The sequence below is a fragment of the Methylocystis silviterrae genome (assembly GCF_013350005.1).
Taxonomy (GTDB): domain Bacteria; phylum Pseudomonadota; class Alphaproteobacteria; order Rhizobiales; family Beijerinckiaceae; genus Methylocystis; species Methylocystis silviterrae.
The window spans coordinates 174,195-195,952 of sequence record NZ_JABVWW010000001.1; the positions used below are offsets into that span (position 1 = coordinate 174,195).

The window sequence follows — 21,758 nt, forward strand, 5'->3', positions numbered from 1 at the left end:
CTTTGATGCAACGCGCATGCTAGGCGCCTCTCTCTTCCTCAAATTTTCAAGGCGCGCCGGATGATCCCCCGCTATTCCAGACCCGAGATGACCGTGATTTGGGAGCCGCAGACGCGGTTTCGCATCTGGTTCGAGATCGAGGCCTACGCCTGCGACGCGCTCGCCGAGATCGGCGTCATCCCGCGGGAGAGCGCCAAGGCGATCTGGGACAAAGCGGATTTCGTCACCTTCGACGTCGCGCGAATCGACGAGATCGAACGGGTGACGAAGCATGACGTGATCGCCTTTTTGACTCATCTCGCCGAATTCATCGGTGCCGAGTCGCGCTTTGTGCATCAGGGCATGACGTCTTCCGACGTGCTCGACACCTGTCTTGCCGTGCAACTGTCGCGCGCCGCGGATCTGCTGATCGCCGACGTCGATGCGCTGCTGTCCGCGCTCAAGACGCGCGCCTATGAGCATAAATATACGCCGACGATCGGCCGCTCGCACGGCATTCACGCCGAGCCGACGACCTTCGGGCTGAAACTGGCGCAGGCTTACGCCGAATTCACCCGCGCGCGCGAACGGCTCGTCGAAGCGCGCAGGGAAATTTCGACCTGCGCGATTTCGGGCGCCGTCGGCACTTTCGCCAATATTGATCCGCGCGTCGAAGACTATGTGGCGCATAAGATGGGACTGACCGTCGAACCGATTTCGACGCAGGTCATTCCGCGCGACCGGCATGCGGCGTATTTTGCGACGCTCGCCGTCGTGGCGTCTTCCGTCGAACGGCTGGCGATCGAAATCCGCCATCTTCAGCGCACCGAAGTGCTCGAGGCGGAGGAATATTTTTCGGCCGGCCAGAAGGGCTCTTCGGCCATGCCGCATAAGCGTAATCCCGTGCTGACCGAGAATCTGACCGGCCTCGCGCGGCTGGTGCGCGGCATGGCGATCCCCGCGATGGAAAACGTCGCGCTCTGGCACGAGCGCGATATTTCGCATTCGTCCGTCGAGCGCATGATCGGGCCTGACGCGACGGTCACTCTGGACTTCGCGCTGGCGCGCTTGACGAGCGTCATCGACAATCTCGTCGTCTATCCAGAGAATATGCGCAAGAACTTAGAGAAGCTGGGGGGACTCATTCATTCGCAGCGCGTGCTTCTGGCGCTGACGCAAAAAGGCGTCTCGCGCGAAGACGCCTACGCCATGGTGCAGCGTAACGCCATGCCGGTTTGGCGCGGCGAGGGGGATTTCCGCACGCTGCTCGGACAGGACAAGGACGTGAGTGGGAAGCTGTCGGCGGCGGAATTGGACGCGCTGTTCGACCTCTCGTACCACTTCAAGCATGTGGATACGATTTTCGCGCGCGTGTTTGGGGAGGCATAGCGCCGCCGCTAATCTCAAAATATGCAAGCTGCAATTCTCTCGCGAAGGCGACCAGCGCGGCGGTGAAGAGCGCCATCGCCAGGGCGAACAGCAACCCCGCGCCATACTCATGGCGCACATGAAGGTAGGCCGCCGTGAAGCTGACGATGACGAGAACGCACGTCACGATGCAACTCGCCACGCCCCAGTACATGGCGTAATGCATCAGCGTGCCGCGCTTTCTGAGGATTGGCAGTTCAGCTTGCAGATGGGCGTATTCCGCGCTGCTGCGGTCGGTCTGGGCGATCATTCTCGATCGATCGACAATGCGCTCCAGTCTTGAGACGAGGACGGCCAAGAGCTGCGCCTCGGCTGCGAGCAGAAAGGCGGGGCCGGTGACCTGCGAGATCACATTGGAAAGCTGTTCGATCGAAGGCGTGTTGATGAGCATGAGGGGTCTCGGAGCATGAGGTCTCGCACGAGGATACAGCGCAATTCCGATGAGGCGCGCTCGCCAGTCAAGCGTTACCGTGACGGCCAGCGCCATTGGCGCCAGTCACGATAATGAGCCGCCCCGGCGCAAGGACCAGATCGCGAAGGGCGTGTAGGGACGATGGCCGCCCTTCCAATAGGGAGCGCAAAGCCTTAAAGAGCGGGCATGATCTGGCTTATCTTCGCCTTGCTGACCGGCGCCGCGGTGATGGCGGTGCTGGCGCCGCTCGCCATGCGGAATGGGGCGCAGGATGAAAGCGCCGCCGACGTCGCCTTTTTCGAGGAGCAGATCGCCGAAATCGAGCGCGAGCGCGAGGAAGGACGCCTCGACGCGGCGGACGCGGGAGCCGCGAAGACCGAGGCGGCGCGCCGGCTGTTGCGGGCCGAAGCGGCGCCAAAGCCCAAGGTCGCGGCCTCGCGCAAACTCGCGCTCGCCGCGGCGCTCGCGGCTATCGTGGTCATACCCGCCGTCGCGCTGATGCTTTATGCGCGGCTCGGCCATTCCGACATGCCGGATATGCCGCTGACAGCGCGGCTCGACTCCGCGCCGGACCGCAATGACCTCTCCGGCGCCGTCGCGCGCATCGAACAGCATTTGCGCGAGCATCCCGAAGACGGCCGCGGCTTCGAAGTCATCGCGCCATATCTGCTGCGCACGGGGCGCGGCGAAGACGCCGTCCACGCCTATTCGGAAGCGCTGCGACTTTTAGGCGCAACCGCGGCGCGACTTGCGGCGCTCGGAGAAGCACGCGTCGTCGTCGCTCAAGGCGTGGTGACGCCGCAAGCCAAGAAGGATTTCGAGGCGGCGCTCGCGCTCGACGCGGCGGCGCCCGAGGCGCAGTATTATCTTGGACTCGCCGCGGCGCAGGCCGGCGAGAAGGACAAGGCGATCGCAATCTTTTCCAAGATGGCTGCTGACGCGCCGGCCGACGCCGCTTATCTGAAGGCTGTCAACGCCCAGCTCGCCAATCTGCGCGGCGAGGCGAACCCGCCGGTCGTCGCGCGCGGGCCGTCGAGCGAGCAGGGCAAAGCGATCGCGGCGATGCCCGCCGATCAGCGTCAGGAGATGATCCGCGGCATGGTGGACCGTCTTGCCTCGCGGCTCGAATCCAAGGGCGACGACGTCGAGGGATGGCTAAAGCTCATTCGCGCCTATAGCGTCCTCGCCGAGACCGAAAAGGCCAAAAAGGCCGTGACCGAGGCCCGCAAGGCGCTCGCCAGCAAGCAAGATGATGTCGCCCGCATCGAGGCGCTGGCGAAGGAGCTGAATATCGGAGGCTAGACGTTTCGCCTCTTCGCGAGAGCGGCCATACGTGGCCGCATGGGAGCGTTCTGAATAATGACGCGTAAGGGAAAGCGGCTGACGCTGATTGCCGGAGCGATGGCGATTCTTGGCCTCGCGGCCGGGCTGATGCTGTTCGCGCTGCGCGACAATATCGTATTCTTCTACACGCCGTCGGAGCTTGCGAAGAAGCAAACGGCCTCCGGCGCGCGGCTGCGCATCGGCGGGCTGGTGAAGGAAGGCACGGTCGTCAAGAATGGCCAAGATGTGCGCTTCACCGTCACCGACAAGACGAGCGATCTCGCGGTGTCCTACACAGGCCTGCTGCCGGATCTCTTCCGCGAAGGGCAGGGCGTCGTCGTCGACGGCGTGCTGCAGCCTGACGGCGCCTTTCGGGCCGACAGCGTGCTGGCCAAGCACGACGAACGCTACATGCCGCGCGACGTCGCCGACGCCTTGAAGAAGCAGGGCGTCTGGCAGGGAGAGACGAAGTGAGCGTGCGCGGTCATCTTCCCTCTCCCGCCTGCGGGAGAGGGTGGCCCCGCGAAGCGGGGTCGGGTGAGGGCCCTCATCCGTCACGCCTTCGGCGCGACACTTTCTCCCGCAAGCGGGAGAAGGTGGAGACAGCAGCATGATCGTTGAAACCGGACATTACGCGCTTGTCCTCGCGCTCGCCCTTGCGCTGGCGCAATTCGCCATTCCCTTCATCGGCGCGCGCTTGAACGACGCCGCGTTGATGCGCGTCGCGCGCCCCGCGGCGATCACGCAATTCCTGTTCATCGCGCTCTCCTACGGCGCGCTGACCTACGCCCATGTTGTTTCCGACTTCTCGCTCGTCAACGTCATCGAGAACTCCCATTCGCTGAAGCCCTTCATCTATAAAATCTCGGGCGTGTGGGGGAACCACGAAGGCTCGATGCTCTTGTGGGTGCTCGTTCTCTCGCTGTGCGGCGCGCTGATCGCAATTTTCTCGACGTCCATGACCGACAGGCTGCGCGCCGACGCGCTCGCCGTGCAGGGTCTGCTCGGCGCGGCCTTTCTCCTTTTCATTCTGCTCACCTCAAATCCTTTCGCCCGCGTCGCGCCGGCGCCGTGGGAGGGCCGCGATCTCAATCCGATCCTGCAGGACCCCGGCCTCGCGATCCATCCGCCGCTGCTCTATCTGGGCTATGTCGGCTTTTCGATCGTGTTCTCTTTCGCCGCAGCCGCGCTTATTGGCGGACGCATCGACGCTGGCTGGGCGCGCGTCATTCGCCCATGGACTCTCTTCGCCTGGATCGCGCTGACGCTCGGCATCGCGATGGGGTCGTACTGGGCCTATTACACGCTCGGCTGGGGCGGCTTCTGGTTCTGGGACCCGGTCGAGAACGCCTCGCTGATGCCCTGGATCGCCGGCACTGCGCTCGTGCACAGCGCAGCTGTGATGGAAAAGCGCGAGGCGCTGAAGGTCTGGACGATCTTTCTCGCGATCCTTGCCTTCTCGCTGTCTCTGCTCGGCACGTTCCTGGTGCGCTCTGGCGTGCTGACGTCCGTTCATGCGTTCGCGAGCGATCCCGACCGCGGCGTGTTCATTCTCGCCATTCTCGTGTTCTTTATCGGCGGCGCGCTTGCGCTGTTCGCGCTGCGGGCCGGCGCGCTGCCGGTCGGCGGTCTGTTTTCGCCGATCTCGCGGGAAGGCGCGCTCGTCCTCAACAATCTGCTGCTTTCGGCGTGCTGCGCCACTGTCGTCGTCGGCACGCTCTATCCGCTGGCGCTCGAAGCGATCACCGGCGAGAAGATTTCCGTCGGCGCGCCGTTCTTCAACACCGTACTGATCCCGATCGCGCTGCCGCTCGCCCTGCTGATGCCGATCGGCCAGATGCTGTCCTGGAAGCGCGGCGATCTCGCCGCCGCTTTGCAGCGGCTGCGGATCGCCTTCATCGTCGGCGTCGCCGCGACGGCGGCGTTCGGCGCCTGGTACGGAACGCCCTTCCTCTCGATCGTCACCGCCGGCATCGCGATCTATCTCGTCGTCGGCACCTTGAGCGATCTTGCGCTGCGCGTGCGGGGGAATTCCGGACGCGCGAGCCTGAAGCGGCTCGCCGGACTGCCGCTATCGGCCTTTGGCACGTCGATCGCCCACGCCGGCATGGGGCTGACGCTGCTTGGCCTCGCCGCCACCGGCTGGGGCGTTGAAACCATCGTGGCGATGAAGCCCTTGAGCTATTACGACGTCGGTCCCTATCAGATCGGCATCGACTCCGTGTCGCCGCGCCAGGGGCCGAACTATTCGGAAGTCTATGCGGTGATGGCGGTGCGCAAGGATGGCGCGACGCTCGCGACGATCGAACCGGCCAAGCGCTTCTATCAGGCGCGGCGCATGGCGCGCTCGGAGGCCGGAATCGTCACGCTCGGGCTCGGGCAGGTCTATGCGGCGATCGGCGACTCCCATGAGGACGGAACGATCGACGCGCGGCTGTACTGGAAGCCGCTGGTGACGCTGATCTGGATCGGCGCGCTCGTCATGGCCTTCGGCGGCGCGCTGTCGCTCGCCGACCGGCGTCTGCGCATCGGCGTCGCCCGCCGCGCCGCCGCGCCAGCCCTGGAGCCGGCGGAATGAGCCGACTTTCAGCGAATGACGTAGGTTCGCGCGCCCCTCTCCCATCGGGAGAGGGTGGTCGCCGGAGGCGACCGGGTGAGGGGTATCCTATTCGCAAAATTTCGCGGCCGATCGCACGAACCGTACAGGGTTTTGAAGAGCAGGGCGTAACCCCTCACCCGACCCGGCTTCGCCGGGCCCCCCTCTCCCTCCGGGAGAGGGGGCGCGCCCCCATTTTGTTTATTGCGCTCTTCCTCTTGCCGCTCGCCGCCCACGCCGTCACGCCCGGCGAAAGGCTTGCCGATCCGGCGCTTGAAGCGCGGGCGCGGGCGATCACCACCGAGCTGCGCTGCCTCGTCTGTCAGAACCAGTCGATCGACGATTCCGACGCCTCGCTCGCCAAGGATTTGCGCGTGCTCGTGCGCGAGAAGCTCAAGGAAGGCATGAGCGATGCGCAGGTGCGCGAGTTCGTCCATTCCCGCTATGGCGATTTCGTGCTGCTGCGCCCGCCGGTGAAGCCCGGCACGCTGCTGCTCTGGGCCGCGCCGCTGATCGCGCTGCTCGCCGGCGCCGCCGCCGTCTGGATGGCGGCCAGGCGACGGGCGGGCCTCGCCGCCGCGCCCGCCAAGGCGCTCAGCGAAGAAGAGCGCGCACGACTGAAAACTCTGGGCGTCTCTGACTTGGAAAGGCTCAAGAGCTAAACCCCAAGAGCTAAACCCCTATCCAACGCGCGCCCGCTGGACTATAGGGGCGGGACAGTTCCCGCCGCCCCGGCGCCTCTCAAGGAGCGGATCATGGCCCAGCATTCCACGCCCCATTTCCACAATCAGCCCGGCGTCGCGCAGATCAGGATCGGGGCCAAGGAATTCATGTGCATCGGGGCGCTGCCGCCCTTCGATCACCCCCATGTCTATATCGACATGGGCGCGTCGAACGAGGCCGTCTGCCCCTATTGCTCGACGCATTACGTCTACGACCCGGCCCTGCGCGGCGGCGCCGACCCGGCCGAATGCGTCTATCGCGTCTCCGAAGACGCCGCCGCCTGACATTACGCGGGTGAACGCGCCGATCGTCATCGCCGGCGCAGGCATTGGCGGCCTCGCCGCGGCCCTGTCGCTGGCGCTCGCCGGCAAGCGCACGCTGGTGCTCGAGCGCGCTGCTCGGATCGACGAGGTCGGCGCGGGATTGCAGATCGCGCCGAACGCGGGGCGCATCCTCGCCAAGCTCGGGCTCGAGCCCGCCCTCGCCGCCGTCGCTCTGGAGCCCGAGGCCATCAATATCCGCCGCGGGCGGGACGGCGCCATTCTGGCGCGCCTAGACCTTTCCGCCGCGAGGACCCGCTGGGGCGCGCCGTTCCGGCTTTTCCACCGCGCCGATTTGCAGGGCGCGCTGCTGCAGGCGGCGCTGGACAATCCGCAGACTCATGTCCGCGCCGGCGCCCGCGTCGGCGATTTCGAGGCGACGGCCAGAGGCGTTCGCCTTCGCGTGCACACCCAGGACGGCGTCGAGGAAATCGAGGCGGCGGGGTTAGTGGGCGCCGACGGCGTGCGGTCGAGCGTGCGCGCCCATCTCGTCCCGTCCGAGCGCGACGCGCCCGCCTATTCCGGCTGCGTCGCTTGGCGCGCGACGCTGCCCGCCGACAGCGTTCCGGCGGCGCTGCGCGCGCGCGCGTCCAATCTCTGGCTGCTGCCGGGCGCCCATGTCGTGCATTATCCGCTGCGCGACGCGTCAGTGATCAACGCCGTCGTCATCATCGAAGAGCCGCCGGAGGCGGAGGACGCCGCTTCAAGCCTGTCGCTTGAGGGCGCCGCGCTCGCGCGCCGACTCGCGCCGCGTAAAATTGCGGCAGAACTGCGCGACTTGATCGAAGCTGGCGCCTCCTGGCGCCACTGGCCTTTGTTCACGCGGCCGGCGCTGGAACACTGGACGCAGGGACCGGTGACGCTCCTTGGCGACGCCGCGCATCCGATGGTCCCGTTTCTCGCGCAAGGCGCCGCGCAGGCGATCGAAGACGCTGACGCCTTGGGCGAAGCCTTCATGCGATTGGGCGCGACGGTGGAACCCGCCTTCGCCGCCTATGAGGGCGCAAGGCTTCCCCGCGCTGACCGGGTCGTGAGCGCCTCGCGTCGTCAGGGCGGATATTTCCATATGAGCGGGCTGCCGGCCGCGGCCCGCAATCTTGCGATTCGGGCGCTCGGCGGAGGCGGCATGCTGGCGCGCAACGCCTGGCTTTATCGTTAGCGTTCGGCTTCGCTTCGTCGCTTATCGGTGAGGACCCGCTCAATTCTCGGATCGGGCGCAAGCCACATCAGCGCCACCAGCACGTAAATCGCGAGCGAGAGTCGCGGATCGATGAACGTCAGCCCGATCGCGAGAAGATAAAACAGGACCGAGATCTTGCCTTTGACGTCAACGCCCAGCGCGCGCGCGAGCGTCGACTCAGGCCCATGCGTCTTCAGAAGCATTCGGCTGAGGATGGAATAAGCGATGGCCGGCGCCAGCAGCGCTGCGCCATAGACCGCGACGGTCGCTCCAGCAAAATGGTTCTCCGCCATCCAGGCGCTGGCGAAGGGAATGAGAGACAGCCAGAACAGCAAATGGACGTTGGCCCACAGCACCCGGCCTGTCACATGCGAGGACGCCTGCAGCAGGTGATGGTGATTGTTCCAGTAGATGGCGATATAGGCGAAGCTCAAAACATAGCTGAAAAAGACCGGGGCGAGTTGCGCGAGCGCCGTAAAGCTCGCCTCATGCGGCGGCTTCAGTTCGAGCACCATGATCGTGATGATGATCGCAATGACGCCGTCGCTGAAGGCTTCAAGCCGCTGCTTCTCCAAAATCCGCTCCAAGGCCGATTGTTCTTTCCGACGCTATACGCAATCGCGCGGGAATGCGCTCGCCCGCTTCCTGCTCGCCAACTGGGCGTCAGCCGGTCTCGCAACGGTCCCATTCCTCGGCCCTCGCGTAAACCTCTGTGACGAATTTGCGCTTCCACGAAGGTGCGCCGTCACACTCGCTAAAAAAATTTTCGCTCTGAACGCGCGCGTTAACCTCCGCCACGGGCATAGGTTAACCAGCGGTCCTTGCAGTTTAAGCCGGCGCAGGTCGCTGGTGGCGGAGCCGAGGCGTTGCTGCGAAAAAAATCGTGCTATTCCTGCAACTTGCGTGATCAAATCAAATTTTACGCGTTTTGACAGCACAAAATTATACTTACCGACGACGCAGGAAAATCTGAACGCATTCGCGTAAAATGCGGCTGAAATACTTTCATCGACGGCAAAACAACAAAACTAACCTCGCCTCATGTCACGGAGGCGGGTTATGTTGGGCATCGTTAGCAAGGCGGTTGTGGCTCTCGGGATGGCGGGCGCGGCGCTTATCGCCGTCAATGCAAAAAGTTTCGCTGGACCCGAAACCGCGAGTTTCGCCACGCTCGGCCCGGAAACGAGCGTCCCCTACGGCTGGGTGGACTTCTGCCAGCGCTACCGGGGCGAATGCCAGAACGAGGAAACTGCGCCGCAGGACGTCGAACTCACCGCAGCCGTCTATCGCAAGATCGCGCGCATCAACGCCTGGGTGAATGAAAATATCGCCCCGATCGCCGACGTCGATCACTGGAGCGCGGTCGATCAGTGGGATTATCCCAGCGACGGCAAAGGCGACTGTGAGGATTTCGCGCTTCTAAAGCGCCGCATGCTGATCGAGGAAGGCTTTCCCCGGCAGGCGCTGCTGCTCACCGTGGTGAAGGAGAAGAACGGCGACGGCCATTCGGTCCTGACCGTCAAGACCAACCGCGGTGAATTCGTGCTCGACAATCTTTCCAACGAGATGCGGCCCTGGACGCGCGTTCCCTATCGCTTCGTCAAGCGGCAGTCGCAGCAAAATCAGAACGCCTGGGTGGCGATTAGCCCGGCGACCAGCGCCCCGCTGTATGTGTCGCGGTAAGGTCTAGCTCAGCCGATTAGCGTCAGCCCGCTCGCGTAGCGTTGACCGTTCTCCACATAATGTTTCGCCGAGTCGAGATGGCGGTCGCGCGCCGCTTCGTCGAGCGTGCGGATCGCCTTGGCGGGGGAGCCGACGATCAGCGAATAGTCGGGAAATTCCTTGCCCTCGGTGACCAGCGCATTGGCGCCGACGAGACAGTTCGCGCCGATCTTGGCGCCGTTGAGGATTGTCGCGCCCATGCCGATCAACGTCGCTTCGCCGATGATGCAGCTATGCAGAATGACGCCATGGCCGATCGTGCAGTCCGGCCCGATCACGAGCGGAAAGCCCATGTCGGTGTGGAGAATGCTGTTTTCCTGGATATTGGTGCGGGCGCCGACCGTGATCCACTCATTATCGCCGCGCAGCACGCAGCCAAACCAGACATTGGCGTCCTCCTCCAGCGCGACGCGGCCGATGATTTGCGCGCCTGGAGCCACGAAGAACCGGCCGGGGGCCGGCAGGCGCGGCGCGATTCCGTCGATCGTGTACAGCGGCATGGGCGAAGCCTCCTAAAAAAGAGGCGCGACATTGGCATTTCCACCCTTTCGCATGCAATGGCGTAGCGCCGAAGCTGGCGCGATCTCATTCGGAAGTCACGGAAATATGGACTATAAGCGGACGGCGGGGTTTGATATTGGCGGCTGGTGCGCCGCCGGTGGGGATCTATCGCGCGAGAGCCGCTGTCGGAGGACGCCCACTGAGCGCCATCATGTTGCGGGATCGGGTTCGGCTGGCCAGCGTTTCGGCGGCGCGGGCGGCGGGGGCCTTCGCGCGAGGCGCCGCCGCGCCCTATCACCTCATGAAGTCGATGGCGATCGCGCCGCCGGAACGGCTGCGCATCGCGCCTCCCGACATCAGAACCACCGATTCGACCGTCGCCGACCAGATTTACGCCGGCTATTTCTCCTTCGACGGCAAAACCGTACAGGCGCGCGGCGTATCGCCGTTTCTGGTCGCCGCGCCTTCCGAATGCTGGCGGCGCTCCCTTGCAGGCTTCTCCTGGCTGCGGCATTTGCAGGCCTCGGACAACAGGGTGGCGCTGGCCACTGCGCAGGAGCTTGTCGCGGATTTTCTTTCGCTTCCGAAAATTCCGGCTGACGATCCGGCGATGGAGCCTGCCGTCGTCGCGCGGCGCCTCCTCTCATTTCTATCGCAGTCGCCGACGCTGCTCGACGGCGCCGACGCCGATTTTTATGACGCGTTCATGCTGGCGCTCGCGCGCAACGCCCGGCTGTTGTGGCGGGCGCTGGCCGGCGATGGCGCGCGCGGCGCCGATCGCGCCTTCTGCGCCATTGCGCTTGCCGAATTCGCCGTTTGCGCGGACACCGGCCGCAAAATCGCCCCGCATGTGTCGCGCGCGCTCAGCGCGGAGCTCGACCGCCAGATCCTCATCGACGGCGGCCATGTCAGTCGCAATCCGCAGGTCGCGGTCGACCTGCTGCTCGACCTGTTGCCGCTGCGGCAGGTGATTGCGGCCCGCGGCCTGCAAACGCCGTCCGCCGTCCTGCGCGCCATCGACCGGATGATGCCGATGCTGCGGATGCTGCAGCATGGCGACGGATCGCTGGCGCTGTTCAACGGCATGGGCGCGACGGCGCTGGACCGGCTGGCGAGCGCGCTCGCCCATGAGGACACGCGCGGCGCGCCGCCCGTCAACGCTCCATACGCCGGTTATCAGCGCATGGAGGCCGGCGACGCGCTCGTCATCGTCGACGCCGGCGGACCGCCGCCTTTCGAATTTTCCCTATGCGCGCACGCCGGCTGCCTGTCTTTCGAATATTCGCTTGGAACCGAGCGGGTCGTCGTCAATTGCGGCGCTCCCTCGGCGCCGCATCTGGACGCCCGTGAGCTGGCGCGCGCCACCGCCGCGCATTCGACGCTCGTCCTCGGCGACCGCTCCAGCGCCCGCATCGCGCCGCAGAACGCGCCGCGCCGGCGCGCCGGGCGCGTTCTCGCCGGCCCGCGCAACACCGAGGTCGAGCGCCGCCGTCTCGACGGCGAGACGACTCTCCTTTTGTCGCATGACGGCTATGCGCGCGATTTCGGCCTTGTCCATCAGCGCGAACTGACCCTTCCGGCCGATGGCGCCGCGCTCCTGGGCGTCGATCGGCTCGTCGCTGCGGAGCGCGGCGGAAGTCATGCGCAAGCGAGCGATTTCGCCCTGCGCTTTCACATTCATCCGCGCGTGCGCATCGCGCCGAACGCCGACGGCGCAATCGAGCTCACGCTCGCCGATGGCGAAATCCTCATCTTTGAAGCGCAAGACCTGACGCCCGAAATCGAAGACAGTATTTTTTTCGCCGCGCCCGGCGGCGCGCGCAAATGCGCCCAAATCATTGTGCGAGGGGCGGCGGCTCCTGGGGCCGAGATCACTTGGAGCTTCCGGCGGCGCGCCGGCGAGCAGGTTCCTCCCGGCGGCAAGGTATGATAAGCGCGGCGCGAGTAAGGAGTATGCAATGCCCGTCGATTTGCGCCGTGTGGCGCGCGCGCTGATTTCCGTTTCCGACAAAACCGGCCTTGTCGAGTTTGCGCGCGTTCTGGCGACGCATGGCGTGGAGCTTGTTTCCACCGGCGGCACGCGCAAGGCGCTCGCTGAGGCGGGTCTCGCGGTTCGCGACGTGGCCGATCTCACGCAGTTTCCGGAGATGATGGACGGAAGGCTGAAGACTCTGCATCCCAAGGTGCACGGCGGCCTTCTGGCGATCCGCGAGAATCCCGAACATGAAGCAGCGATGCTCGCGCATGACATCCGCCCGATCGATCTGCTCGTCGTCAATCTCTACCCCTTTGAATCGGCGCTTGCGAAAGGCGCGCCGTTCGAAGAATGCATCGAAAATATTGACATCGGCGGGCCGGCGATGATCCGCGCCGCGTCGAAGAATCACGACGACGTCGCCGTCGTCGTCGATTCCGATGATTACGCGATGCTCGTCGACGAGCTTGCGGCGACGAAGGGCGCAACGCGGCTCGCGACGCGTCGGCGGCTCGCGCAGAAGGCGTTCGCGCGCACCGCCGCCTATGACGCCGCGATCTCCAATTGGCTCGCGCAGCAGCTCGGCGAAGCCTCGCCGCCGCTACGCGCCTTCGGCGGACGACTCGCCGAGCCGATGCGCTACGGCGAAAACCCGCATCAATCCGCGGGCTTCTATCTCACCGGCGAGAAGCGGCCGGGCGTCGCCACGGCGCGCCAGATTCAGGGCAAGCAGCTCTCGTACAACAACGTCAATGATACCGACGCAGCCTTCGAATGCGTGGCGGAATTCGATCCGGCGCGGACCGCGGCCGTCGTCATCGTCAAACACGCCAATCCTTGCGGCGTCGCTGAAGGTGCGACTCTTGTCGAAGCCTACGCCAAGGCGTTGCGCTGCGATCCAATGTCCGCCTTCGGCGGCATCGTCGCGCTCAATCGCAAGCTCGACGCCGACGCGGCGCGCGAGATCGTTAAGATTTTCACCGAGGTGATCATTGCGCCAGACGCCGACGAAGAGTCGATTTCGATCATCGGCGCCAAGAAGAATCTGCGCCTGCTGTTGACCGGCGGCGTTCCAGATGCGCGCGCGGCCGGCTTGACCTATCGCTCGGTTTCGGGCGGCTTTCTTGCGCAATCGCGCGACAGCGCCGTCGTCGATGAGATGAACCTGCAGGTTGTGACGAAGCGCCAGCCGACGGCCGAGGAACTCGCGGATCTCAAATTCGCTTTCCGCGTCGTGAAGCACGTCAAGTCGAACGCTATCGTCTACGCGAAGGGAGCCGCCACGGTGGGAATCGGCGCCGGGCAAATGTCGCGCGTCGACTCATCGCGCATCGCCGCGCATAAGGCGCAAGAGGCCGCGCGCGCGGCAGGCTTGACGGACAGTCTCGCGAAAGGCGCCGTCGTCGCTTCCGACGCTTTCTTTCCATTTGCGGACGGACTACTGGCGGCGGCTGAGGCAGGCGTGACGGCCGTCATCCAGCCCGGCGGCTCTATGAATGATAAGGACGTCATCGCCGCGGCGGACGCGCAGGGTCTCGCCATGGTTTTCACCGGCGTGCGCCACTTCCGACACTAGCAATGCGCCGGGCGATCCAGCTAGAGTGGTCGCTTGACGCGAAACGGAGTTCAAAAAATGCGTAAGTCTTTGACACTGGCGTTGAGCCTCGCGTTCGTTTGCGCGGTCGCCTCGAGCGACGTTCTCGCGAAATCGAAACAACGCGCGCCCGTCGCGACGGGTCAGGTCACCGCGACGCAGGGCGACGATTTTCCGATTCCTCTGCCGCATAATCTGACGACCGGCAAAGACTGGCTCGACGACGGCGCGGCGCCGGACGCGGCGAAGGGCAATCTGCAGCCCAATCGTTACGCCAACGACAATTACTTCCTGGAGCAGCAGGATTTCTCGCTGCAAGATCCGCAGCGCTACAATGAAATCGGTCAGTATTTCGATTACGGCTGGTGAGCGGCGCCTCGCAATGAAAAGGCCGGCGTGGGCCGGCCCCTTCCTGACGATGGGATCTTGGCCGCATTAGCACATCGGCACGGCGCGGTAGCCGATGACATAGCCACGGCGGCTATAGATCGGCTCGCGAACGTAATCGCAATCCGGCTCGCTCGCGGCCGCCGCCGCCACTGCGCCTAACGCGAGCGCGCCGCCCACGGCGTAGGGCGCCCAGCCATAGCCGTGATGATGCCATTTGGACCAGGCCAATGCCGGCGTGGCGCTCGCGATCGCCCCCAACATGACGCTGGCGGCAAGGCTCGTAGAGATGATCTTTTTCAACGTGGACATGAGGTTCTCCTCGGCGTTCTCGCTCGTCATTTGGCGAGTAGACGCACTCTAGCGAGAGCCTCGCACGACGTTCGTGCGTCGGCGCACAGGACGCATCCGCGCGTGCTTCTAGCGGCGCGCGTCTACGCCTCGCTCTGCGCGAGGAGTTTTTGCTGATGATCGGTCGTCAGCGCGTCGATGATCTCGTCGAACTCGCCTTCCATCACGCGGTCGAGCTTATAGAGCGTGAGGTTGATGCGATGATCGGTGACGCGTCCCTGCGGGAAATTATAGGTGCGGATACGCTCGGAGCGATCGCCTGAGCCGACCTGCTGTTTGCGATCGTCCGAACGTTCCTTGTCGAGGCGCTGGCGTTCGGCGTCATAGAGACGCGAGCGAAGAACGTTCATCGCCTTGGCTCTGTTGCGATGCTGGGAGCGCTCCTCCTGCATCATCACCACGATGCCGGATGGAATATGGGTGATGCGGATGGCCGACTCGGTCTTGTTGACGTGCTGGCCGCCGGCGCCTTGCGCGCGCATCGTATCGATCTGCAAATCCTTCTCGTCGATGTCGACGTCGACGTCCTCGGCTTGCGGCAGCACCGCGACCGTCGCGGCCGATGTGTGGATGCGACCCTGCGTCTCGGTTTCCGGGACGCGCTGGACGCGATGCACGCCCGACTCGAATTTCAGCCGGCCATAGACTCCGCGACCGATGATCTCGGCGACGATTTCCTTGAATCCGCCAAGCTGGCCGGGGCTTTCGGACACGATCTCAATACGCCAGCCCTTGAGCGCCGCATATCTCTGATAGGCGCGGAAGAGATCGCCGCCAAAAAGCGCCGCCTCGTCGCCGCCCGTGCCGGCGCGCACTTCGAGAATGACGCCCTTCTCGTCTGCTTCGTCCTTCGGCAGAAGCGCGAGTTTCAGCGCGCTTTCCGCCGCAGCGAGTCGTTCGCGTGCGGCCTCCGTCTCGCTTTCAGCCAGCCCGCGCATTTCGGCGTCGAGCGAGGCGTCTGCGAGCATGGCGGAAAGATCGGCGGATTCCTTCTGCGCCGCGCGATAGGCGCGAATCCTGTCGACGACCGAATCGAGCGCCGCGCGTTCGCGCGAGAGCGCGACGAACGCCTGCCCGTCGGCGCCGACGGCGAGCTTGTCGCCGATCTCGTCGTAGCGGCGCAGAATGAGGTCGAGCTTGTCTTGAGCGAACATGAAGAGGAGGCTTCCCGAGCAATGGTGACGGCGACGGCGTGAAGACAGGGGGCTCGCTACAAGGGCACGCCGCGCGCGATCGCGTAATCGCGCAATTGCTCGCGCACCGAAGCGCTGCCGTCGTCGGACGCGAGCAGCGAGGCGAGATACATCTGCGTCTCTTCAAGATTGAGACTGAGGATCATCGACTTGACCGGACCGATGGCGGAGGCCGCCATCGACAGCGAGCGGTAGCCGATGCCGAGCAGCGCCAGCGCCTCGAGCGGGCGGCCGCCCATCTCGCCGCAGAGCGTCACCGGCGCGTTGTGCCGCGCGCCGGCCGTGACGATGCGCTCGAGTGCGCGCAGGACCGGCCGCGAGAGATTGTCGTAGCGCTTCGAAACGCGCGTGTTGTCGCGGTCGGCCGCATACATGTATTGCACCAGATCATTCGATCCGACCGACAGAAAATCCGCGCGCTCGGCGATAAGATCGATTTCCCACAGGAGCGACGGCACTTCCACCATCGCGCCGAGCTCCAGGCGCGTCGGCGGCGGATGGCGATGATGCGTGATGTGGTCGAGTTCCCGCAGCGCAATCGCTTTCGCCGCGTCAAATTCGGCGACATTGGCGATCATCGGAAACATGATGCGCAAATTGCGATGGGCGCCCGCCTTCAGCATCGCGCGTAGCTGCATGCGCAAAAGTCCCGGTCTGTCGAGGCCGATGCGGATGGCGCGCCAGCCGAGCGCCGGGTTCTCCTCTTCGATCTTCGCCATATAGGGAAGGATCTTGTCGGAGCCGATGTCGAGCGTGCGAAACGTGATCGGCTTATCCGGCGCCGCGTCGAGCACGGCTTTGTAGAAGCGATATTGCTCGTCCATGCGTGGAAAGCGCGGCGCGAGCATGAATTGCAATTCGGTGCGGAAGAGTCCGATCGAATTCGCGCCGGTCTCACGCAGATGTGGCATGTCGATCGCCAGGCCGGCGTTCATGTGCAGCCCGATTTCGACGCCGTCCTTGGTGACCGCCGGCACGTCGCGCAGCTTGGCGTATTGCTCCTGACGCCGCGCCCGCAGCCGCGCCTTTTCAGCATAAGCGCTCTGCACGTCGGGCTGCGGCCGGACATGCACTTCGCCGGTCGTGCCGTCGACGATGATCGGATCGCCGGTTTCGACGATGTCGATCAGGCCGGCGACGAGCCCCACGGTGGCGACGCCAAGCGCGCGCGCGACAATGGCGACGTGGCTCGTCGGCCCGCCTTCCTCCAGCACGAGGCCGCGCAGCCGCTTGCGGTCATAGTCGAGAAGCGCCGCCGGCCCCATGTTGCGCGCCACGATGATGGCGTTTTCCGGCACGCTGTCGCGATCGGCGACGTAGCTCTGACCCGTCAGCTGATGCAGCAGCCGGTTGGCGATATCGTCGAGATCGTGCAGGCGGTCGCGCAGATATGGATCGGTCTGACGCTGCATGCGCGCGCGCGCGTCGTTCTGAACGCGCTCGACCGCCGCCTCCGCCGTCAGCCCGGTCATCACCGCTTCGCGCAGGCGGCGCACCCAGCCGCGGTCATAGGCGACCATGCGCACGGTTTCGAGCACGTCGCGCGGCTCGCCGGCGGCGATGCGGTCGCTATGCGCGACAAGCTCGTCGATCGACTGGCGCATCGCGTCGATCGCATGTTCGAGCCTCGCGAGTTCAGAGGGCATGTCCTCGGCGACGAGCTGCTTGATGACGACGCGCGGCTCGTGCAGCAGCACATGGCCGAGGCCGACGCCTTCCGCCATGGGCGCGCCTCTCAGCGACGCGGGGCGATAGAGCGCGAGATCGCGTGGGTCTTCGATCGCCTGCAATTCGCCCGAGGCGATCAGCTCGGCGAGCAGCATCGCCGTCGTCTGCAGCGCCTCGATCTCTTCTTCCGAATAAACCCGGCGCACCTTGTTCTGCACGACGAGCACGCCGAGCGTGTTGCCGCCGCGCAGGATCGGCACGCCGAGGAAGGAGTGATAGGCGTCTTCGCCCGTCTCCGGCTTGTAGGAGAAGGAGGGATGCTCCTGCGCCTCGGAGAGGGCGAGAGGCTCGGCGCTCTTGGCGATCAGGCCGACAAGGCCTTCGCCCGCGTGCATCGTGGTGAGATGCACGGCCTCGCGGTTAAGGCCCTCCGTGGCGTAAAGCTCCAAGCGCTGGTCGGCGCGCAGCACATAAACGGAACAAACCTCGGCGACCATATTCGCGGCGATCTGCACCACGATCTTGTCGAGCCGCGCCTGCGCGCTCACCGGTTCCGCGCTGATTTCGCGGAGTCGGCGCAGCAGAAGGCGAGGGCCGCCGAGAGCGCTTCGCATCCAATCCTTTCCCGTTTTCCCAGAATTTCGCGGGTGGGCACACCGCAAAAAAACCGCCATGCGCCTGCAGATAGCGACGGTGGCCTTCAAGCAGCGTATATTGGCGCCGTCCGCGCTCCGCAAGCGCGGCCAAGAAGCACAGCGACGCAAGGAACATACCGTTATTGCACAGCTTGGCGAATCGGCTTGCCGGCAGGGCTCGAAGCCTCTACCACTTTCCGATCAGAGTCTGGCGATGACAGCCCGCCCACGCGCTTGGCGCCCGCCATCGGCCGCGCCAGACGCGTTCTCCGAGCCTGCGGCATCGAGAAGAGAATTCGTGCGTCTGAAAAAATACCTGGTTGCGCTCTTTTTGTTCATCCTCTCGGCTCAGGCCGTCGCCATGGAGTCGGTGCGGGTGCCGCAGGGCGCGCGCGCGATCGATCTCACCAATGTCATCGAGAAACATTCCTCGCAGGGCGACCGGCTGCAGGTCTCGACCGCGCCCGGCTCGGACGGCATCGTCCGCCGCATCGAGGTCGGCGCCAAGGAGGCCGGCAGCCAGCCCAACTGGATCGTTTTCGCGCTCACCAACGACACGGATGAGCAGATCGAGCGCCTGATCGTCGCCCCGCATTACCGCCTGCAGGGCTCGGGCGTCATCTGGCCCGATCTCGGCTCGACGCGCATTACGGCGATCACGGCCAGCCAGGGCTTTCCGCCCGAGGCCGAAGACGCCTCGGACGCCGATGTTTTCCGACTGACGCTCGACCCCGGAACCACGGTCACCTATGTCGCGGAGCTGCGCACGCCCAACCTGCCGCAGCTCTATTTGTGGGAGCCCGCGGCCTATAAGGACAAGGTGACGAGCCTGACGCTCTACAAGGGCATCGTCATCGGCATCGCCGGCCTGCTCGCGCTGTTTCTGACCATCGTCTTCGTGGTGAAAGGCGCCGTCATCTTCCCGGCGGCGGCGGCGCTCGCCTGGGCGGTGCTGGCCTATGTGTGCATCGATTTCGGCTTTTGGGACAAGATTTTCGGCTTTGACGCCAACGCCAACCGCGTCTGGCGCGCCGGCGCCGAAACGGTTCTCTCGGCGACGCTCGTCGTCTTCCTTTTCGCCTATCTGAACCTCAACCGCTGGCATGTGCGCGCCTGGCACGTCGCCGCCCTGTGGCTGCTGATCCTGTTGGACCTCGTCGGCCTGGCGGTGTTCGACGCGCCCGTCGCCGCTGGCGTGGCGCGCATCTCGCTGGCGACGGCCGCCGTCGTCGGCTTCGTGCTGATTCTCTATCTCGCGACGCATGGCTTCGATCGGGCCATCATGCTGATCCCGACGTGGTTCCTGCTGGCCGTGTGGGTGGCGACGGCCGGATTTGCGGTCGCCGGCTGGATCACTAACGACCTTGTCTCTCCGGCGCTCGTCGGCGGCCTGGTGCTCATCGTGATGCTGATCGGTTTCACGGTGATGCAAAACGCCTTCGCCGCCGGCGGGCTGTCGCACGGCGCCATCAGCGACGTCGAGCGCAAGGCGCTCGCGCTCACCGGCGCGAATGAGATCGTGTTCGACTGGGACGTTCCGTCGGACCACATCTATGTCAGCCCGGAAGCGGAAGCGGCGCTGGGGCTCGACCGCGGCGGGCTCGAGGGGGCCGCCTCCTCCTGGCTCGATCTGCTGCATCCCTTCGAGCAGGACCGCTATCGCGCCTGTCTCGACGCCATTCTCGAGCAGCGGCGCGGCCGCATCAATCAGGACTTCCGCCTGCGCGCGGCGGACGGCCATTACCTCTGCTACCGGCTGCGGGCGCGGCCCGTCGTCGGTCCGGACGGCGAGGTGATCCGCGTCGTCGGCACGCTCAATGACGTGACCGATGAGCGCAACGCCCAGGAGCGGCTGCTGCACGACGCCGTGCACGATAATCTCACGGGCCTGCCGAACCGCGAATTGTTCTTCGATCGGCTGGAGGCCGCGCTGATTCTCGCGCGCATGGAAAAGGACGTGCGCCCGACGATCCTCGTCATCGACATCGACCGCTTCAAGCAGATCAATGAGCAGGTCGGCATGGCGATGGGCGACAGCGTTCTGCTCACCGTGGCGCATCGCCTGACGAGGCTGCTGCAGCCTCAAGACACGCTGGCGCGACTTTCCGGCGATACATTCGCGATCATCCTGGTTTCGGAGTCGCACGCCGACCATGTCATCTCCATCGCCGATTCGGTGCGCCGCGCGCTGTCTATTCCGGTACGCTTCACCGATCGCGAGATCGCGCTATTCGCCTCGATCGGCATCGCGCTTTACGACCAGCAGACGCATCCCAGCGCCCGCGACATGCTGGAAGACGCCCAAATCGCGATGCGCCACGCCAAGCGCTCGGGCGGCAACCGCATAGAAGTGTTCCGCCCGGCCATGCGCGAACAGCGCTCCGACCGGCTGACGCTCGAGGCCGATCTGCGGCGGGCGCTGGAGCGGAGCGAGATCAAGGTTTTCTTCCAGCCGATCGTCAGGCTCGAAGATCGCACCATCGCCGGGTTCGAGGCCTTGCTGCGGTGGGACCATCTGCGCCTGGGTCGGCTCGAGCCTTCCGAATTTCTTCCCATCGCCGAGCAGACGGGACTGATCGTCGATCTCGGACTTCTGGCGCTGGAGCGCACGGCGCGCGAACTCGCGGCCTGGCAACGCGCGCTTGCGGTCGATCCGCCGATCTTCGCCTCCGTTAACGTCTCGTCGCGCCAGCTCCTGCGCCACGACCTCCTGCGCGACGTCAAAAGCGTGTTGATGCGCAATGATATCGCCAAAGGCAGCCTGAAACTCGAACTGACCGAGAGTCTGGTGATGGAGAATCCCGAATATGCCGCGCAGATGCTGGCGCGCATCAGGGAGCTCGGCGCGGGGCTGTCGCTCGACGACTTCGGCGCCGGCTATTCGTCGCTTGCCTATTTGCAGCGCTTCCCCTTCGACACGATCAAGATCGACCGTTCCTTCATCAAGCAGTCCGGCAAAGGCGCGCGCCCCATCATTCTGCGCTCGATCATCGCGCTGGCGCAGGATCTCGGCATGGACGTCGTCGCCGAGGGCGCGGAGACCGAGCAGGACGCGATCGAGCTTTATCAGCTCGGCTGCGGCTTCGCGCAGGGCTATGCTTTCGGGCGCCCGATCAGCGCGCGGGATGCGCGCCGCCTCGTCGGAGCCGCGCCGGAAGCGGCATAGCGCGACGATGGCGGAGAAACTCGAGTTCTGGTTCGAATTCGCAAGCACATATTCTTACGTCGCCGCGGAAGAGATCGAGGAAATGGCTGCCGCCGCTCGCATCGAAGTGGTGTGGCGACCCTTTCTTCTCGGGCCGATCTTCGCCGAGCAGGGCTGGCGGGACTCGCCCTTTAATCTCTATCCGGCAAAGGGCGCCTATATGTGGCGCGACATCGAACGCATCTGCCAGAGCAAGCGCATTGCCTGGCGCAGGCCGAGCGCCTTTCCGCGCAACGGCCTTTTGGCCGCGCGCGTCGCAACCGCGTTGGATGGAGCGGAGAAGCTTTCTGCTTTCGTTCGAGCGGTCTATCGCGCCAATTTTTTCGATGACCTCGACATCTCGGAACCCTCCATTCTGAAAGAAATTTTGCGGCGTCTCTCGCTCGACGGGGAGGCGACTCTTAACCGCGCCAATGACGAGTCCGTAAAGCGATTGCTCAGAGCGCGCACGGATGAGGCCAAGAGTCGGGGCGTGTTCGGCGCGCCGAGCTTTTTTGCAAAAGAGGAACTATTCTGGGGTAGCGATCGATTAGAACTCGCTCTTTCAGCCCTGAGAGAATAGAGCG

Annotated in this window: 19 protein-coding genes; 13 read left to right on the plus strand and 6 right to left on the minus strand. The window is 64.9% G+C overall.

Going from position 1 to position 21,758, the window contains the following annotated elements:
• The first annotated feature begins 60 nt into the window (after window positions 1-60).
• Entirely contained in the window at window positions 61-1,368 is a 1,308-nt protein-coding gene (purB, locus tag HUN39_RS00830; RefSeq protein WP_175092627.1) for an adenylosuccinate lyase, read from the plus strand.
• Here purB and HUN39_RS00835 read toward each other — a convergent pair.
• Entirely contained in the window at window positions 1,322-1,798 is a 477-nt protein-coding gene (locus HUN39_RS00835) for a DUF2721 domain-containing protein (RefSeq protein WP_175092628.1), read from the minus strand. The genes purB and HUN39_RS00835 overlap by 47 nt on opposite strands.
• A 207-nt stretch (window positions 1,799-2,005) precedes the next feature.
• On the opposite strand from HUN39_RS00835, the gene ccmI reads away from it, so the two are divergent.
• From ccmI to HUN39_RS00865, 6 genes are all read left to right on the plus strand, one after another.
• A complete protein-coding gene (gene ccmI, locus HUN39_RS00840) occupies window positions 2,006-3,121 on the plus strand; it encodes a c-type cytochrome biogenesis protein CcmI (protein ID WP_175092629.1) in 1,116 nt (371 codons plus the stop codon).
• Window positions 3,122-3,178: 57 nt separating this feature from the next.
• A complete protein-coding gene (gene ccmE, locus HUN39_RS00845) occupies window positions 3,179-3,616 on the plus strand; it encodes a cytochrome c maturation protein CcmE (protein ID WP_175092630.1) in 438 nt (145 codons plus the stop codon).
• A gap of 136 nt (window positions 3,617-3,752) precedes the next feature.
• On the plus strand, window positions 3,753-5,720 hold the full coding sequence (locus tag HUN39_RS00850) for a heme lyase CcmF/NrfE family subunit (protein WP_175092631.1): 1,968 nt from the start codon (window positions 3,753-3,755) through the stop codon (window positions 5,718-5,720).
• A gap of 215 nt (window positions 5,721-5,935) precedes the next feature.
• Window positions 5,936-6,400, plus strand: coding sequence for a cytochrome c-type biogenesis protein (locus HUN39_RS00855; RefSeq protein WP_175092632.1), 465 nt, complete (start codon window positions 5,936-5,938; stop codon window positions 6,398-6,400).
• A gap of 93 nt (window positions 6,401-6,493) precedes the next feature.
• Window positions 6,494-6,745, plus strand: a complete 252-nt coding sequence (locus HUN39_RS00860) for a zinc-finger domain-containing protein (protein ID WP_175092633.1) — start codon at window positions 6,494-6,496, stop codon at window positions 6,743-6,745.
• Window positions 6,746-6,755: 10 nt separating this feature from the next.
• The gene (locus tag HUN39_RS00865) at window positions 6,756-7,940 is read left to right on the plus strand and encodes an FAD-dependent monooxygenase (RefSeq protein ID WP_175092634.1); all 1,185 of its coding nucleotides are present in this window, start codon (window positions 6,756-6,758) and stop codon (window positions 7,938-7,940) included.
• Here HUN39_RS00865 and HUN39_RS00870 read toward each other — a convergent pair.
• Window positions 7,937-8,548, minus strand: a complete 612-nt coding sequence (locus HUN39_RS00870) for a TMEM175 family protein (RefSeq protein WP_232365830.1) — start codon at window positions 8,546-8,548, stop codon at window positions 7,937-7,939. The two genes, HUN39_RS00865 and HUN39_RS00870, sit on opposite strands and share 4 nt — an antisense overlap.
• Before the next feature lie 472 nt (window positions 8,549-9,020).
• Here HUN39_RS00870 and HUN39_RS00875 point away from each other — a divergent pair, with 472 nt between their 5' ends.
• On the plus strand, window positions 9,021-9,644 hold the full coding sequence (locus HUN39_RS00875) for a transglutaminase-like cysteine peptidase (protein ID WP_175092635.1): 624 nt from the start codon (window positions 9,021-9,023) through the stop codon (window positions 9,642-9,644).
• 8 nt (window positions 9,645-9,652) lie between these two features.
• Here the strand turns inward: HUN39_RS00875 and HUN39_RS00880 are convergent, their stop codons facing one another.
• Window positions 9,653-10,183 carry a gamma carbonic anhydrase family protein gene (locus HUN39_RS00880; protein ID WP_175092636.1) on the minus strand — a complete coding sequence of 177 codons (531 nt, stop codon included), beginning with the start codon at window positions 10,181-10,183 and terminating at the stop codon, window positions 9,653-9,655.
• Between the two features lie 212 nt (window positions 10,184-10,395).
• On the opposite strand from HUN39_RS00880, the gene HUN39_RS00885 reads away from it, so the two are divergent.
• Genes HUN39_RS00885 through HUN39_RS00895 form a run of 3 tightly spaced genes read left to right on the plus strand, consistent with a single transcriptional unit; the run spans window position 10,396 to window position 14,122 of the window.
• A complete protein-coding gene (locus HUN39_RS00885; protein WP_175092637.1) occupies window positions 10,396-12,114 on the plus strand; it encodes a heparinase II/III family protein in 1,719 nt (572 codons plus the stop codon).
• Window positions 12,115-12,142: 28 nt separating this feature from the next.
• Window positions 12,143-13,735, plus strand: a complete 1,593-nt coding sequence (purH, locus tag HUN39_RS00890) for a bifunctional phosphoribosylaminoimidazolecarboxamide formyltransferase/IMP cyclohydrolase (RefSeq protein ID WP_175092638.1) — start codon at window positions 12,143-12,145, stop codon at window positions 13,733-13,735.
• A gap of 57 nt (window positions 13,736-13,792) precedes the next feature.
• Window positions 13,793-14,122 (plus strand): cellulose-binding protein, encoded by a 330-nt coding sequence (locus HUN39_RS00895; protein ID WP_175092639.1) that lies wholly within the window; start codon window positions 13,793-13,795, stop codon window positions 14,120-14,122.
• A 66-nt stretch (window positions 14,123-14,188) separates the two neighbouring features.
• Here the strand turns inward: HUN39_RS00895 and HUN39_RS00900 are convergent, their stop codons facing one another.
• The 3 genes from HUN39_RS00900 to ptsP form a co-directional block, all read right to left on the minus strand.
• Window positions 14,189-14,452, minus strand: a complete 264-nt coding sequence (locus HUN39_RS00900) for a hypothetical protein (RefSeq protein WP_175092640.1) — start codon at window positions 14,450-14,452, stop codon at window positions 14,189-14,191.
• 122 nt (window positions 14,453-14,574) lie between these two features.
• Window positions 14,575-15,645 carry a peptide chain release factor 1 gene (gene prfA, locus HUN39_RS00905; protein ID WP_175092641.1) on the minus strand — a complete coding sequence of 357 codons (1,071 nt, stop codon included), beginning with the start codon at window positions 15,643-15,645 and terminating at the stop codon, window positions 14,575-14,577.
• A gap of 56 nt (window positions 15,646-15,701) precedes the next feature.
• Window positions 15,702-17,966 carry a phosphoenolpyruvate--protein phosphotransferase gene (gene ptsP, locus HUN39_RS00910; protein WP_175092642.1) on the minus strand — a complete coding sequence of 755 codons (2,265 nt, stop codon included), beginning with the start codon at window positions 17,964-17,966 and terminating at the stop codon, window positions 15,702-15,704.
• Between the two features lie 319 nt (window positions 17,967-18,285).
• Between ptsP and HUN39_RS00915 the strand changes: the two genes are divergently transcribed.
• Together HUN39_RS00915 and HUN39_RS00920 are read left to right on the plus strand one after the other, a co-directional pair.
• Window positions 18,286-21,153 carry an EAL domain-containing protein gene (locus tag HUN39_RS00915; protein WP_175092643.1) on the plus strand — a complete coding sequence of 956 codons (2,868 nt, stop codon included), beginning with the start codon at window positions 18,286-18,288 and terminating at the stop codon, window positions 21,151-21,153.
• 7 nt (window positions 21,154-21,160) lie between these two features.
• Window positions 21,161-21,754: a 2-hydroxychromene-2-carboxylate isomerase gene (locus HUN39_RS00920; protein WP_175092644.1), complete on the plus strand. Its 594-nt coding sequence runs from the start codon at window positions 21,161-21,163 to the stop codon at window positions 21,752-21,754.
• Window positions 21,755-21,758: the final 4 nt, after the last annotated feature.